A 16,078-nucleotide genomic window follows, 5' to 3' on the forward strand; every position below is an offset into this window, starting at 1 on the left:
TATTTTCGTTTAACAAAAAATCTTCCGGGAGCGTATCTCACAGACTCCCGGAAGATTTTTTATCTTAAATATTCTAAATTTCTCAGTATCTTATAATTCCCGTCCATTGGTCTCAATAACCTTTTTATACCAATGAAAGCTCTTTTTCTTATAACGCTTCAATGTTCCGCTGCCGTCATCATTGCGGTCTACATAGATGAATCCGTAACGCTTGCGAAGCTCTGCTGTTGATGCACTGACAAGATCGATACATCCCCATGTGGTGTATCCCATCAGATCTACACCATCCTTAACGGCCTCTTCCATCTGGCGGATATGATCGCGGAGATATTCGATACGGTAATCATCCTCTACAGTCATCTCGCCATCAGCACCCTGCACCAGCTTGTCCATAGCACCAAGACCATTTTCCACGATGAAAAGCGGCTTCTGATAACGATCCCACAGAGTGTTCAGTACATAGCGCAGTCCCTTCGGGTCGATCTGCCATCCCCAGTCACTGGCTTTCAGATACGGGTTCGGCACACCACCAAGAAGATTGCCCTCACCGCGGACATTTTTCTTTGGATCTGCTGTGGCACATACACTGACATAATAACTGAAGGAAACGAAATCTACCGTGTTTTTCAGGATTTCCATATCCTCATCTGTAACAGAAATACTGATGCCGTTTTCTCTCATATAGCGTTTTGCATATCCCGGATAATAACCGCGGACATGAACATCTGCGAACATCATGTTCTTATGGTCCTGCTCCATTGCAGCAAGAACATCGGACGGCTCTGCAGTCAGTGGATATACCGGCATGCTTAAGATCATACATCCGATCTTGAAATCCGGATTGATCTCATGGCCGATCTTTGTTGCCCATGCACTGGCCACCAGTTCATGATGAACTGCCTGATACAGATCACTCTGGGAAAGCTCTTCCTTCGGAGTATTGATACCGCCACTCATGAACGGAGATTCCAGAATGGAATTGATCTCATTGAAGGTCAGCCAGTATTTTACTTTATCTTTATAGCGGTTAAACACTGTCATAACGTAGCGTTTGTAAAAACCGATCAGATCACGGTTTACCCAGCCATCGTAATGCTCAGCCAGATACAGCGGAGTTTCATAATGAGACAGAGTTACCAGTGGCTCAATGCCATATTTTCTGCATTCGTCAAACAGATCATCGTAGAATTTAAGTCCTGCTTCGTTAGGAGTCTCCTCATCTCCCTTCGGGAAAATCCTGCTCCATGCGATGGAAGTACGGAAAACCTTAAAGCCCATCTCAGCAAACAGCTTGATGTCTTCTTTATAATGATGGTAAAAATCAATTCCTACCAGCTTCATATTATCTTCTGTCGGCTTTTCTGTTCTCGGACCTTTGACTCCATGAGGAAGAACATCCTGGATGGAAAGTCCTTTTCCATCCTCGTTATATGCACCTTCGCACTGATTGGCAGCTACTGCGCCGCCCCATAAAAAATTCTCAGGAAACATTTTTTCACCCTTTCTTATTAATGCTTAGATGTCAAGTGCTGCGTGGTATCCCCAGTATACCGCATTGGTGATCGTGGAAACCTTGCTTGCATCACCGATCACAGCCACATACGGAGCACAATCGCGAAGCTCATCCACAATGTCTGTTCTGGAACGCTGGCCCAATGCACAGATCACAGTGCTTCCCGGAACAAGAACTTTTTCGCCCTCTTTGTTTTCGCACCATACACCCTCTGCAGTTACCTCAAGGCCTTTATAGCCTGTATATATTTCTGCGTATTTGTCGATCTCTTTCAGAAGAAGTGGTCTGTGTCTTACGTTTGCATCCGGAGCAAGAACCTCTCTCATCTCCACAAGACGGACTTTCTTTCCTTCCATTCCAAGATGGATCGCACACTCACAGCCTGCAAGACCGCCACCAAAGACAACAACCTCATCTCCGACTTTTTCTTTCTCTTTATAATAATTGTTTACGATGACAACATTTTCCCCGTTCAATCCCGGGATCGGCGGAACAAGCGGTCTGGAACCTGCTGCAATGATCAGCGCATCTGCGTTTTCTTTTTCTGCATACTCTTTTGTTACTGCTGTGGAAGTATGGATCTCCACACCAGCCTGCCTTGCCAGAAGCTCATAGGTTCCTGCAAGCTCATACATCTCATGCTTAAATGGCAGAGCCTGCTCACTTTTCAGGATTCCTCCTAACTCCTCTTCTTTTTCACAGAGGATAACCTGATGTCCTCTTCTTGCAGCTGTATAGGCAGCATACAGTCCGCCAGGGCCGCCACCTGCTACAAGAACTTTTTTCTTAACCGGTGCCGGCTGGATCTCGTCGCCTTCGATCTCACGTCCGATCAGCGGATTTACCGTACATCTTCTTGTTGAAGTTGCTGCTCTCTCTGCCATACAGGTAAAGCATCTTAAGCATTTCACGATCTCCTGATCTCTGTTCTCCATAACTTTTCTCGGAAGGAACGGATCTGCAAGAAGTGCTCTTGCCATGTAAACGATATCTGCTTTTCCCTCTGCAATGATCTGCTCCATCTGTGCCGGATCGTTCAGACCTCCGATGGTTGCAACCGGAATGGACACGTGCTTCTTGATCTCAGCAGCAAGATAAACATTGCATCCATGCTCCTTGAACATAGACGGATGGGTATCTCCAAAGCCTCTCTGATATGTTCCTGCGGAAACATGAAGCAGGTCAATATACGGCTCCAGGAATTTTGCGATCTCCACGCCATCTTCCAGTGTGTAGCCACCTTCAAAGAGCTCAGATCCGCTCATACGGAATTCGATTGGGAATCCAGGCCCTACACCCTCACGTACAGCCTTCAGAACTTCCATTGCAAAACGGCAGCGGTTTTCAAGGCTTCCGCCATACTCATCTGTACGCTTGTTAAAGTACGGGGAAAGGAACTGATTGATCAGCCATCCATGCCCGCCATGAACCATGATCATCTCAAAACCAGCTCTTTTTGCCAGGGATGCTGTCTCTTTATAGGAGGCAACGATCTCGTCAATGAGCTCTTTTGTGAGAGCTTTTACCTCAATACCATCCGGACGGACTGTATCAGACGGTCCCCACTGATGCATGGATTTCTGTCTGGATTTATCCGTCATATAAGTTCCTGCATACATACCGGAATGAGAAAGCTCAATGCTTGCGATTGCTCCGTGACGGCGGATCGCATCGGCTGTATAGGTTGCGGATGCAAGGGAATTCAGGATGGAAGTGTCCAGATGATATGCATGAGAACCATCTGTTTTCGGATGTACCATACACTCGCTGACTGTTACCGCACCTGCACCGCCTTTTCCTCTCAGCTCATAAAAAGCGGTAGATTTCGGGCCGATACATCCGTCATTTGTAATGTCTGTTCCACCCATAGGAGCAGAAAACATACGGTTTCTGAATGTTCACGCCCAATCTGTATCGGTTTGCATAAATTAGGATATTTTCTCTTCATATTTACCTCCTGTTACTCTGTGAGAAGAGCTCTTAAGTACTCTCCTTCTCTTCTGTTTTTCAGTAATTCCATCAGCTCGTTGACTTTATCCAGGCTAATCTTTTTCTCTCTTGCTTTCATATGTACATAGACTGCCCCGATCAGGTTCGCATCATTATAAAAACGGCAGCTTGTTACCTCCGGAACCGGAAGTGTCCACGGGAACATATCATTGATCTTCGCAATTTCCTCACGGATCAGCTGAAGAAGCAGCGGCTGTTCACTGATCCCGCCGCCCACTGCGATCCTTTCCGGGTCAAACATATACTGACAGTTGTGAATGTGAATGGCCAGCTTCTTCGCATGCTCACGGATTCCGGCAATTGCCTTTTCATTCCCCTGATTGGCAAGTGAAAACGCTTTTTCTCCGTTTAATTCCTCTACCGGAATGCCTGTTTTATCTGACACACTCTGAATAAGTGCTTTTGCACCGGCTGTTTCTGCAAGGCAGTTTGCCATTTTGTACTCGTCCTTGCTGTCCGTGATCACATAACTGAATTCCCCGGCCATGAAATTTTTTCCGCTGACGATCTCACGGTTACAGATCACAGCTCCGCCTACTGCTGTACCGCAGACTACCACGACTGCATTCTGGCATTCCTTCAGAGAACCCTGCCAGATTTCTGCCAGGGCCGCACATTTGGCGTCATTTTCCACAGTGACCGGGATTCCCACTCTCTGCTCCAGAATCTCTACGATATTTACGTTACTGATGCAGAAAAGACTTCCTCCAGTATACATAAAGCCCTTTTTGGAATCAATGATTCCCGGCATACTGAGCGCGATTCCTTCGATCGTATAGTGCTCTCTGATCTTCCGGCAGATTTCTTCCAGAGACTGGATAAATACTTCCAAAGATTCCTGCCTTGTAGGAGTCTTGTCTTTTTCAAGGATGGAACAGTTCTCTGTGATCACTGCATATTTGATAAAAGTTCCTCCTACATCGATTGCCAGATAATTCATCGTGTCACCTCTTTTTTGTGGATTTTTTCTTTATTGTAGATGATGTTTCCCTCTCCACCGTCCAGACGCACAAAGCATTCACTTGCCTTCTTCGCCACAAAAGCCTGCTGGCCCATGAAATCAAACGGTACATCATCGGTGTTTCCCTTCATGATGTCATCGCAGACATTTATCGCGCTGTTGATCATGTCTTTTGATGCCTTTATCACATGATGGCAGAGACAGGTGCTGTCAAAACGTCCTTCCAGCCTGTTCTGTACCTCGATAAGATTCTCTCTGTATTCCTCAACGGTAAGGGAATCTCCGTCAAAGAGAAAGGTTGCATTATTGCAGGCATCTCCAAGGATCAGGATTCTTTCTTCCGGCACCAGCATGACCATGCTTCCTGGTGTATGGCCAGGAAGTGCATACACTTCCACAGTTGTACCGCCCAGGTCAAAGCTGTCTCCATCTTTCAGATCTTTAAAATCCAATTCTGTCGGAGGAAGAAATGTATCCTCAAGTCCTTCCGGCATTTTTCCTCCAAGGCCTGCCATAACATAACCCTTACGGCCTTCTACGTCATTCATTCTCAAATACAGTTCTGCATCTGCATGATTCATATAAATCTCACAGCCATCTGCAAATTCCGGTGCACCCATGGCATGATCGATATGACCATGTGTAAGCAGTACGGTAAGTGGCTTATCGGTAAGCGTTTCCACGAACGCACGAAGATTTCCGGCACCTACGCAGGTATCAATGAGAACGGATTTTTTTTCTCCACTTATAAGATACATGATCTCACCGGTAAGACTGATGACTGCTGTCATTCTGTCATTCAATTTTTCTGCTCTGTAAAAATCTGCCATCTTATTTCTCCTCCATATCCATCAGCTTGGATAATTCCGCACTTAAGTTATCTACGATCTCTCTGGTGAAGCCCATATAGGACAGCTTTTCCAGACTCTGAAGGCTTTCATAAAAATAATCCTGATTTCCGGTGGAAAGGAAGTACATCAGCATCGGGGATACTCTCTCGATCACCTTCATTGCTTCCGGATCGTGCATCATATCCTTGAACATGGTTTTGTGATTATAACGCTGACGCAGATCCTCTGTAGGACGATACTCATAATGATAGCTTCCTGCTGCCACTTCTGTAACCTCTCCCTCATAGAACGGAAGGCCGATCACTGCGCTGCATCCAAACGGTACCTGAACGTCTACACTTACGTTTCCATTTTTGAGAACCTTCCAGGATACCTTGTATTCTCCGTATGCAGAATCGTATGTCATGTTCATATATTTCAGTTTTCCGTTCATTAACGGTGTGATCAGTGCTTTCTTAAATCCAGGCTTCAGCGCCTTCAGGCCTGCCACGTCTCTGTAAAGATATTCTACGATCGCACCGTAGGAGTAATGATTCAGGGAATTCATCATGATACCGCTTAAGTGTCCGTCATCCAGAACAGAGTTCCATCTTTCCCAGATGGTTGTTGCACCAAGATTAATGCAGTGCATCCATCCCGGATACTCCTCCTGCATCAGGAAGTAGAACGCATCCTCCTCGAAGCCGTTTTCTGCCAGAACTCTGCAAAGGATCGGCGCACCGGTAAATCCGCCTTTTAATTTATAACAGTCTTTATAAAATCTTGCTTTCAGGCCTGCCACAACAGCCTCTTTATCTCTGTAGATTCCGGAATACAGAGCTACAATATATCCGGTCTGGGAATCAATGGCCAGACGTCCTGTTTCTGTAAAATACTCACGGATGATCGCATCTTTGATCTTCTCATAGAGATCTTTATAGTAAGCTTCATCCTCTTTATATCCCAGGATCTCTGCTGCCGTTGCAGTCTTCTGTACAGACATTGCATAATAGTTGGAGCCGATATAGTAGGCATCTGTTCCGCCTTCCATACTCTGCTCTGTTCTTCCGTCAAGAGCCAGCCAGTCACCAAGCTGGTTTCCGAAATCATAAAGATATTTCTGTCCTCTTGCCTTGTCTTCTTTCGTGATCTTGTCTACCCAGTCTTTCATCATCGGGTAATTTTCTCTCAGAATTTCCACATTTCCGGAATGCTCATAAACCACCATCGGCAGGATTGTCGCAATGTCTCCCCACACGCTGGAAAAGATCGGCCCGTTTGGATCCAGCACCGGAATTACGCCAGGAAGAATTCCATCATATTTTACCTGCTCGTTTCTTAAATCATGCAGGAATTTATGATAAAAAGCAGTGGTATCCATATTGAAGCTGGCAGTTCCTGAGAACACCTGTGCATCTCCGGTCCATCCCAGTCTTTCATCTCTCTGCGGGCAGTCTGTCGGAAAATCTATAAAGTTTGATTTCTGACCCCACAGTGCATTCAGAAACAGTCTGTTCACGCCCTGATGTCCGGTCTCAATGTATCCGGTTCTGTCCATCTTTGAGTAAAGGGCTTTTCCTGTAAAATCTTCTTCCTTTGCCTCTCCCGGCCATCCTGTTACACGTACATAACGGAATCCGAAGTATGTGAAAGAAGGACGAACCAGCTCGTCTCTGCCATCGGATACATATACAAACTGTGATTTTGCAGAACGGTAATTTTCATTATAAAAATTGCCATCCTGAAGAATCTCGCCATGATCAAATACAATTCTTGTTCCTTCCAGCAGATGGTTTCGAAATGTTACATATCCAGCAAAATTCTGTCCGAAATCCAGTACTGTTTCACCAAGCGGTGTATAGATCACTTCTTTTACCGGCATATCCTCCATCTCCATTACAGGAAGGCTGTATCTTGCAACCAACTTTCCTTCTGCCTCTGTGAGAACTGCCTTTTTCGGTAAGTTTTCTTTCTCCTTCCATAAAAGATGGTTGATGATCTCTCCATCGTAGATTCCGTCATCTTCCACATCAGAGCCAATGTACTCCCATGTCTCATCCGTTCCGATCACCTGAACCTCTCCATCCTCATATACAAGACGAAGTTCTGCGATCAGTTTAAATTCATCTCCGAAATTGTTGCTCTGGTTATTCAGTCCGAATTTTCCCTTGAACCAGCCATTTCCAAGAGATACTCTAAGCTCGTTCTGCTCTTTTACATCCTCTGTGATATCAAAAGTAATGTACTGCTCTTCATCATGATAATTGCTGTAATATGGTGTAAGAACTTCATCTCCGACTTTTTTTCCGTTTAATTCTGCTGTAAAAAGTCCAAGTCCACAGATATAAAGTCTTGCAGAAGCCAGACCCTTCTTCGCTTCAAAGCTCTTCACAAACAGCGGATGGAAAGTATCTTCTTTCTCTGTTGTGATCCATTTTCCAACCCACGGCTCTTCCATTTTTCCGGTCTCAAAATATGCCGGTTCTGAAACAGCAGTTTCGCCCTTATCATCTGTAACGGTAACTCTCACATAATATCTTGTGTGTACGTTCTGCTGAAACTCCAGTTTTTCTGCTGCACTGTTCAGTTCTTTTCCTTCTTTTACACAAAGAACTTCTTCGAAGCTTTCTGTCAATGACACTTCGATTTTTACATTCTGCTGCTCTTTTCCGGAAGCTTCACGAACCTTCCATGATATACATACAGTTCCAAAATCAAAGCCTGTTGGATTTTCCATGCCGTTTATTCTTACATTTTTAATTCTCATGTATCCCTCTCCTTGCCTTTTTATATGATTACGCTCTGTTTTTTCTGGTATCTTTCTTTTTTACTCTGACGTTATCATAGCATGAGGCTTCTGTATTTTATATTTTTATTTTGATGTATTTATAAATATTTTTACCTTTTTTTATATTTTCCTGTTCTCCACGACATAAAAAGCGCCCACACAGATCAGCTGTCATAGCTTCACAGCTGATCTACATGGGCGGAAAACTTTATTTATCTGTTTTTATTTCGAAAGCTTCTTATTCGGCAGCTTCCATTTTCTTTAAATCTCTTTCACAGTGATACATGATAAACATGATAACAAACATAGCAATTACCATGATAAATGGCAGCCAGTTGTACATGAAATTGATTGCTGTAGAAACGCTCTCCGGCTGTGCAATACCTTTGGCATCCAGGGATCCGTCATATCCGGCTCCGTTCAGAACCCATCCGAATACTGCTGTACCAAGACCAAGACCGATCTTCTGCGCTGCAGAAACGCCGGCATTTCCAAGACCTACGGTATCAATACCTGTTTTCTTTGTTCCGTATGTAATGGTATCAGCAACCATACCAAGTGCCATACCACCGGCCATACCAACACCACAGCCTTTCAGTACGTTACATACGATCATTACGATCGTGCTGGAACCGCCAAGTACTGCAAATCCAAGGAAACCAAGTCCCATAACTACCATACCAGCTTCATAAACTGCTGTTTTTCCAAACTTCTTCATAAAGGCCGGTGTTACAAACATGATTGCGAACTGTGCGATGGAAATAGAGTTGGATACCCATCCGTACTGTCCCATATCATAAAGAACATACTGACAGTAATAAACATTTCCCATTGCATACATGATAACTACGAAGAATACTACAAAGCTTGCAATTGTTACGATCACCCAGTATTTGTTCTGAAGAAGCGCCTTTACAGTTTCCCATGTACCGGCTTCTCTTCCTACATTCTCTGCTTTCTGATCATTTGCATTCTCATCATCTGTTGAATGTACTCTCTCTTTTGTTGAGAAAACACAGAAAAATGTGATAACAACCATTGCGATACAGTAGATCAGCATTGTGATCGTGAATGCTCTCTGTGTGTAGATCGTCTCAGTGCTGTCTGTAAAGATTCCAAGTAAGGTAACGAATGTTGAATTGATAACTACATTTCCCAGTGTCTGGAAGATCTGCTGAAGATTTCCAATGAATCCTCTCTCATACGGATTTGCTGTCAACAGTGAGATCATGGAATAATACGGCACCAGCATACCGGTAAGACATATTGCATTTACAATGTTGTACATCAGGAAAATATACACATACTGTGCCATTTCCGGGAAGTTCTGCGGAACAAAGAACAACAGCATTGTTGTAATTGCAAATGGGATACACATTCTAAGCAGCCAAGAACGTCCTTTTCCGAGCTTTGATTTTGTACGGTCAACCATACGTCCTACAATTACATCTGAAATTCCGTCAAATACCTTTGATACTGCAAAGATCGTTGCGATGATACCAGCATTAAGTCCTACTGTACTGGTAAAATAGATGGTCAGGAATGATCCGATGATACCATTGATCATGTTAAAGGCAAATCCTCCTGTACCATAGCCGATACGTTCGCTCCATGCCAGCTTGGCGTTGGGGTCATCATGTTTACTTGCTAAACTGAACATATCTCCTCCTCCTTTTTTCCCTTTCGGTTTTTTCTTTCGATGAACTTACTATAACCCCCACCGCGCTTTTTATATATCTTTATTTTGTTGTTTTTGTCGTTATCTTATCTATATTTTATCAATATCAGTATAATTTAGAATTCTTTTGGCTTATGTACCTCTCTGTACTTTCTCGGAGACAGCTGCTTCTGCTCGCGGAATACCTTTCCAAAATAGCTCTGTGACGGAAAATTCACATATTCTGCGATCTTGGACAAAGATTCATTGGAATACGTCAGAAGATTGGCTGCACGTTCTATCCGCACACGGGTAATGTAATCCTGCAGCCGCTCACCGGTCTCTTTACTGAACAGCCGTGACAGATAGCTGGCACTTACTCCAAGAGTATCTGCGATATCATCGAGATAAATTTTTTCCCTGTAATGCTTCTGTACATAATCCCTGCACTGCTCCACATAGCTTGAGGTGTGCTTCTGCTCCAGCTTCCGTTTTACCTCGGATGCCAGTTTCTCAACTGCAGAATTCCGGTATCGGATCATCTGTGCAATGTCCTGACAGCTGTCACACTTACTGATGTAAAAATCACTCAGCTGATACGCTGCGGCCGGCGAGATTCCGCCCTCGATCGCGGCCCGGGTACAAAGAGTGATTCCTACAATTGCCGTGTTTCTCCACTGGTTCAGTACTTTTCCGGATAATTTTCCGATATCTCCATCCATTGTCCGGGTAAAATGAAGCGCGTCCTCCACGCGTCCTTCCCGCACACAGTCCAGAAGCTGACGTTCCTCCTGATACGTATGGTGATAGGCATTTTCTTCGTCTTTTTTTATTTCGTAAATGATCTTTTCCTGCGCTTCTAGCTCTTCTGCGCCTGCAGCCAGATGATTTACCTTGGCAAGCTCCATATCCTCTGTTGTATTTTCATTTAAAACTGCATCCATGATCTGTGCAATGTCCATCACTTCCGAAAACTGAAATCTTTTCAAGATTTTCTCTTTATCTGTGTGAATCCCATAACGCTTATAGTATTTATGCAGCTCCACCTTATTCAGCGCGCCCAGACTGAGCGGACCTGCAAAATAGTACTGTCCCTCTGATCTTACACAGATAAAATAAATACTGTCTTCCTCTTTATGAAGAAGAGGCAGCTTCTGAGCGGCCGCCTCTTTCATTAATCGTTCTCTCAGCTGGCTGTTCCTGAAAATCGGATTCAGTTCTGAATTTCTCTGATAGCTTGACAACGTTTCGTCTGCCTGACAAAAAATATCAACGCCTGTCAGTTCAGACAATCTGTTTAATATGTATTTTTTATGATCACCCATAAGCAATTTCCCCAACTCTCCTATAGCAATTCACAAAATCAGTGATGCTGTAAAATCCATGTATCGTGTCTATCTGCTATTCATCATAACACAGACTCTTTGCAAATTGTATAGGATTTTGCCGGGTACGGAATACTCCGTAATTACAGTTTCATCGCTCCGCGGATACAGATTTCGATATAATCTTCGCCAAGATCAGTGTTCAAGCTGAGATCAAAATTGCCTGCTGCTCCCCACATTCTTCTTGTGTAATAACGGTAGTTGTCTGCACGGAGCTTTTCATTTTTCTGTACGACTGTCTTTGCCTCTTTTTCAGAGATATTCTGTCTTTTGGAAACTCTTTTGATTCTGCTCTCAAGAGGTGCTGAGAAGAATACCTTCAGACAGTTTTCTGAATTTCGAAGAACATAATCTGCACACCGACCCACGATCACGCAGTTTCCTTTTTCTGCAAGCTCACGTACTACCTTTGACTCCGCCGCAAAAATCTTATCCTTCGGTGCCTCATCCTGAGAATTACTGTTTAAATACATCTGATTGACAAGATCATAGAGGAGGCTGTTTGTCATGATCTCCTCATTCTTTTTAATAAATTCCGGTGTATAGCCTGTTGTTCCTGCTGCCATCTGAATGATCTCTGCATCATAGAAATCATAGCCAAGCTTCTCTGCAAGTGCCTTGCCAATATCGTGGCCGCCACTTCCAAACTGTCTTCCAATGGCGATGACATTTTTTCCCTGAATGCCATGCTGTGTCTGAGCCGCCTGTTCTCTCTGCTGTTCTTCCTGAACAGTCTCCGGAAACAGCATTGTTTTTACAAAAGCAAACTTCTTTCCGAAAAGTCTCGCGATAAATCCAACCAGCAGTGCGGCAATTACAGTACCTTCACGCACACCGTCCAGTCTGCCTGCAAAAACAAATGACAGTACTGCGGCGATCACAGCCATGGAAACATCAAAGCAGATCTTGGTAGTTCCGAAATTTGTTTTCCAGGTAAGGACGATCGCGCGGACAAAAGATTCTCCCGGAAGCATAACTACATCGGCCAGAACCTCCATGTACACACCAAAACCGAGGATCAGGCATCCGATGAGAAGATAAACGATCTTCATCACATACATCTCCGGGTTTACCCAGTAAAAAAGAAGCATGGTAAGATCGATAAAATATCCGAATACAATGGATACCGGAATCTGTAAAATATGCTCCAGTTTAAAATTCTTTCTCAGGATTATCAGCTGCAGTACGATCAGAAAAATACTGAAAAAGATGGTAAAGTTTCCGAGCGTAAACGGGAAGTTAAGGCTTAATACATACGGGATCGATGAGATTGGCGACGTTCCCAGGTTCGCCTTGGTGATAAGACTGACTCCCAGCGAGTTCACAAACAGTCCTACCAGAAAAATCAGATATCGTTTCAGTTTGTCCATTATTTATTCTCCTCTCTTTTTGTTTCATTTATTTTGCATTAAAATTTTTATAAATCTTTTCAAATGTCTGCATAAATCTTTTCTGTTCTTCTTCAGAAATACCGGAAAATGCTGTTTCTTCTATTTTTTCAAAAGCAGCTTCCACAAGCTTCTGATTTTTCTTACCGGATTCTGTCATAAAAATATGAAAAGTCCGACGGTTTCCGTTGAGCATTTTTCTCTCGATCAGGCCTTTCTCCTCCATGCGGTTCAGTATGGAGGTCAGTGATCCTGCTTCGATCAGGCATCCTGCCGCAATTTCCTTCTGGCTGGCACCGTCATGATCCTTCAGATAATCCAGAACTTTCGGCTGTCCCAGCGTAAGACCTGTGGTTTTCAGCTGCTCCATGAGCTTTTTCTGGATCATCATCTGATTTACCATGGCCAGATAGTGAAATGAATCCTGCATTTGTATGTTCACTTCCTCTCCTTTATCTAATCAAACGGATAAAAGCATTCGATTTAATTATGTTAATAGTTATAATTCAAATGTTTAGAATTATAACTATTTTATTTTGCTGTGTCAATATGTTTTTTATATTTTGTCTGGAATTGTCTGGAATATTGCACAATTTATCTTTCTTATTTTTATGAAAAGCACACAATATATGTGTATTACAGCGTATTAGTGTAAAAAAATAACAGCTATTCTTACTTTCACATCTGTAAAATGTTCGTAAGAATAACTGTTGAAAACTGTTATTTATATACTTCTTTATGAATTTGGATTTGGACAAAGCACTCTGCTTATTGCTCTCCACAACCACGCAGAAAACTTACTTATAGCAATTCAATAAATTATGCTGTCTGTTCTTTTTTCTTAGTAACTGTGAGCAGATGACTCTTGATCAATACCGGACGAACCGCATTATAGATGATTGCTACCAGGATCACTGATACAACCGCATTGACAAAGGTTGCCGCCGCGCTCATTTTTGCCAGTGCCTCTGCAAGCTTCTGTGGCTGCCCTAAAATATACTGCTTGTAAAAATATCCCACGATCGGATCAGCGATTACATTAAATGCAAGTCCTGCGATGGATGCGATCACACTCCATTTAAAAACATATTTCTTATCTGTGCTCTCATTGATCTTCGCGATCTTATGTGCCACAAGACCTACGATCAGACCGATACAGAATTTCAGGATAAAAGTTTTCGGCGCACCTGTAATATAAACCGGATCCATCACATCCGCGATTCCCATTCCGATCGCACCTGCAAGTCCTCCATATACACCGCCAAGAAGTAATGCCGCCAGCACGCAAAAAGCATTTCCGATATGGATCGATGTTGCATCTCCACCCGGCACTGGGATCTTGATCTGCAAAAATGTAAAGGATACGTAGCATAACGCTGCAAGTAATGCAGTTTCTGCAAGCTTGACTACTGTGTTGTTCTGTGTGTTCATAATAATGTCCCCTCTCGTTCTGTTATTACTTTTGTGTGTAGTTGTTTTAACGTGTCAGTGTAATAACACAGGAGTTATGATACTTTATGAGTGGATGTATTACAAGTGGCAATTTTTATTCTTTTTTAGGGGACAGTTTTGTAAGTTAGTAAAATATCACTCAACTCGCAAACAGTGCAAAATAAAGATATAAATATCAAAATTAATATATATGTAACACAGATTTGTTGTTAAAATATAGTTGTCATAATTCGTTTAACATGATTTGAAATTTTTTATAAAAAATGTGCTAAAAACAATCAAAGGAGATAAAAATATGATTCAGAACAAAATGTTTGAACTGGTTTTCCAGGGAGAAAAACCAGACAGCTCAGAAGCACTTGCCGATATCAAAGCTGTATTCACAAACGGCAATTCCTCTCAGTCGGTTAAAGGATTTTATGATGGAAACGGAACCTATAAAGTACGTTTTCTTCCGCGCGAAGCCGGAGTCTACTCCTGGAAAGTCACAGGTGCCGTAAAAGCAGAAGGACAGGAAGAATGTACTGCATCCACGCAGCACGGAATGGTACACACACAGGGCTGCCATTTTGTCTACGAAAACGGAGACTCCTACATTCCTTTTGGAACTACCGTATATGCGCTGATTCATCAGGATGACGCCCTGGAAAAAGAAACTCTGCAGACACTGCAGACGTCTCCTTTTAATAAGATTCGTTTCTGTGTTTTCCCAAAATCCTATGAATTTAACGAAAATGGACCTCGGGAATTCGCATTTTGCAAAGATGCAGAAGGAAACTGGGATGTAGATCATCCAAACTACAAATTCTGGAATCATCTGGAAGAAGTGATCTCCCAGCTTCAGGAAATGGATATTGAATCAGATCTTATCTTATTCCATCCTTACGACAGATGGGGCTTCTCAAAATTAGCACCAGAACAGAATGAAACTTATCTTCGCTACCTTGTCCGCCGTTTATCTGCATTCCCAGGTATCTGGTGGAGCATGGCAAACGAATATGACTTATGTTTTGCCAAATCAAAAGAGGAATGGTACAAAATCGAAGAAATCATAAAAGAAGAAGATGTATACGGCCATCTTCTCAGCAATCACTACTGCATGAAGCCTTATGATTACTCCCGTGAAAACATGACGCACTGCAGCCTGCAGAACGTGTTATTCCATAAAGCAGACAAGCTCATGCGTAAATATCAGAAACCAATCGTATTTGATGAATTCTGCTATGAAGGTGATATTCATTATTCATGGGGAAACATTTCCGCTCAGGAAATGACTCACAGATTCTGGTGTGCATACTGTATCGGTGCATTTGCAACACATGGTGAAACCTATCTTTCCGATGACGATGTACTCTGGTGGGCAAAAGGCGGAAAACTGAAAGGCAAAAGCCCGGAAAGAATCGCTTTTCTCCGCGAACTCATGGAAAGCCTTCCTTCTGCCATTGAACCTTGGTACGAGCCGGAATCTGTAACATTCGGAGATGAATTTCTCGGATATAAAGCCGGCCCGGATCATCCGATCATCTCTCTCGTTACCAGCCTTACTGAACCAGAAGATGATGCAGGTGCGCTGAAAGATAAAATCTTTTCCGGAAGATGCGGTGATCAGGTTTACATCAAATACCTTGGAAAACACTGCCCAAGAAAACCTTTCTTCATCCTTCCAGAAGACCATAAATACAAAATTGATGTCATTGACACCTGGAACATGACAAGAAAAACCATCATGACTGGCGCCAGCGGAATCACATGGCTTGATCTTGGCGAAGCAAAAGAAGGTATTGCACTTCTTGCTGTGGACGAATAATATCGTGATAAAATCAAAGACGGAAAGTTCTTCTCTGTTTATTTTGAGAAATGAACTTTCCGTTTTTTTATTTATTTCGTTAAGTTTATATAATTATACATATCTCAAACAAATATAACAAAAAAGCAATATCTAAACCGAATAGTTTAAATATTGCTTAATTTTTATACTCTCAAAACTACATACATGCTTGTTGATCGTTAATCAAACTCTTGAATCAATTCTTAACCTGCGTTTCTTGGTCAAGCCCTCACCCGATTAGTAACAGTCAGCTCCATGTGTTACCA

The 16,078-nt window shown here is 42.8% G+C and carries 11 protein-coding genes; 1 reads left to right on the top strand and 10 read right to left on the bottom strand.

Annotation, left to right across the window (positions count from 1 at the left end):
* Positions 1-90 precede the first annotated feature (90 nt).
* The 10 genes from WMO28_RS11600 to WMO28_RS11645 form a co-directional block, all read right to left on the bottom strand.
* On the bottom strand, positions 91-1,491 hold the full coding sequence (locus WMO28_RS11600) for a 6-phospho-beta-glucosidase (protein WP_178644644.1): 1,401 nt from the start codon (positions 1,489-1,491) through the stop codon (positions 91-93).
* Between the two features lie 24 nt (positions 1,492-1,515).
* Positions 1,516-3,381, bottom strand: coding sequence for an oxidoreductase (locus tag WMO28_RS11605; RefSeq protein ID WP_349057074.1), 1,866 nt, complete (start codon positions 3,379-3,381; stop codon positions 1,516-1,518).
* A gap of 92 nt (positions 3,382-3,473) precedes the next feature.
* A complete protein-coding gene (locus WMO28_RS11610; protein ID WP_178644648.1) occupies positions 3,474-4,463 on the bottom strand; it encodes an ROK family protein in 990 nt (329 codons plus the stop codon).
* A complete protein-coding gene (locus WMO28_RS11615) occupies positions 4,460-5,314 on the bottom strand; it encodes an MBL fold metallo-hydrolase (RefSeq protein ID WP_178644650.1) in 855 nt (284 codons plus the stop codon). Before WMO28_RS11615 ends, WMO28_RS11610 begins: the two co-directional genes overlap by 4 nt.
* Before the next feature lies 1 nt (position 5,315).
* Complete coding sequence (locus tag WMO28_RS11620; protein WP_178644652.1) at positions 5,316-8,081, bottom strand: family 78 glycoside hydrolase catalytic domain; 2,766 nt, start codon at positions 8,079-8,081, stop codon at positions 5,316-5,318.
* Between the two features lie 259 nt (positions 8,082-8,340).
* Complete coding sequence (locus WMO28_RS11625; RefSeq protein ID WP_178644654.1) at positions 8,341-9,762, bottom strand: glycoside-pentoside-hexuronide (GPH):cation symporter; 1,422 nt, start codon at positions 9,760-9,762, stop codon at positions 8,341-8,343.
* A gap of 134 nt (positions 9,763-9,896) precedes the next feature.
* On the bottom strand, positions 9,897-11,084 hold the full coding sequence (locus WMO28_RS11630; protein ID WP_349057077.1) for a helix-turn-helix transcriptional regulator: 1,188 nt from the start codon (positions 11,082-11,084) through the stop codon (positions 9,897-9,899).
* 143 nt (positions 11,085-11,227) lie between these two features.
* On the bottom strand, positions 11,228-12,514 hold the full coding sequence (locus tag WMO28_RS11635; protein WP_178644658.1) for a cytidylate kinase family protein: 1,287 nt from the start codon (positions 12,512-12,514) through the stop codon (positions 11,228-11,230).
* A gap of 28 nt (positions 12,515-12,542) precedes the next feature.
* Complete coding sequence (locus WMO28_RS11640; RefSeq protein ID WP_178644660.1) at positions 12,543-12,962, bottom strand: MarR family transcriptional regulator; 420 nt, start codon at positions 12,960-12,962, stop codon at positions 12,543-12,545.
* Between the two features lie 389 nt (positions 12,963-13,351).
* On the bottom strand, positions 13,352-13,963 hold the full coding sequence (locus WMO28_RS11645; protein ID WP_118514791.1) for an ECF transporter S component: 612 nt from the start codon (positions 13,961-13,963) through the stop codon (positions 13,352-13,354).
* A gap of 316 nt (positions 13,964-14,279) precedes the next feature.
* Between WMO28_RS11645 and WMO28_RS11650 the strand changes: the two genes are divergently transcribed.
* Positions 14,280-15,791: an apiosidase-like domain-containing protein gene (locus WMO28_RS11650; RefSeq protein ID WP_349057078.1), complete on the top strand. Its 1,512-nt coding sequence runs from the start codon at positions 14,280-14,282 to the stop codon at positions 15,789-15,791.
* Positions 15,792-16,078 lie beyond the last annotated feature (287 nt).

Source organism: Blautia aquisgranensis (assembly GCF_040096615.1).
Lineage (GTDB): Bacteria > Bacillota > Clostridia > Lachnospirales > Lachnospiraceae > Blautia_A > Blautia_A aquisgranensis.

Excerpts from the sequence above, each read along its gene's own strand:
- WMO28_RS11650 (WP_349057078.1), top strand. The coding sequence starts at position 14,280 with ATGATTCAGAACAAAATGTTTGAACTGGTTTTCCAGGGAGAAAAACCA.
- WMO28_RS11615 (WP_178644650.1), bottom strand. The coding sequence starts at position 5,314 with ATGGCAGATTTTTACAGAGCAGAAAAATTGAATGACAGAATGACAGCA.
- WMO28_RS11620 (WP_178644652.1), bottom strand. The coding sequence starts at position 8,081 with ATGAGAATTAAAAATGTAAGAATAAACGGCATGGAAAATCCAACAGGC.
- WMO28_RS11610 (WP_178644648.1), bottom strand. The coding sequence starts at position 4,463 with ATGAATTATCTGGCAATCGATGTAGGAGGAACTTTTATCAAATATGCA.
- WMO28_RS11640 (WP_178644660.1), bottom strand. The coding sequence starts at position 12,962 with ATGCAGGATTCATTTCACTATCTGGCCATGGTAAATCAGATGATGATC.
- WMO28_RS11635 (WP_178644658.1), bottom strand. The coding sequence starts at position 12,514 with ATGGACAAACTGAAACGATATCTGATTTTTCTGGTAGGACTGTTTGTG.
- WMO28_RS11645 (WP_118514791.1), bottom strand. The coding sequence starts at position 13,963 with ATGAACACACAGAACAACACAGTAGTCAAGCTTGCAGAAACTGCATTA.
- WMO28_RS11600 (WP_178644644.1), bottom strand. The coding sequence starts at position 1,491 with ATGTTTCCTGAGAATTTTTTATGGGGCGGCGCAGTAGCTGCCAATCAG.
- WMO28_RS11605 (WP_349057074.1), bottom strand. The coding sequence starts at position 3,381 with ATGGGTGGAACAGACATTACAAATGACGGATGTATCGGCCCGAAATCT.
- WMO28_RS11625 (WP_178644654.1), bottom strand. The coding sequence starts at position 9,762 with ATGTTCAGTTTAGCAAGTAAACATGATGACCCCAACGCCAAGCTGGCA.
- WMO28_RS11630 (WP_349057077.1), bottom strand. The coding sequence starts at position 11,084 with ATGGGTGATCATAAAAAATACATATTAAACAGATTGTCTGAACTGACA.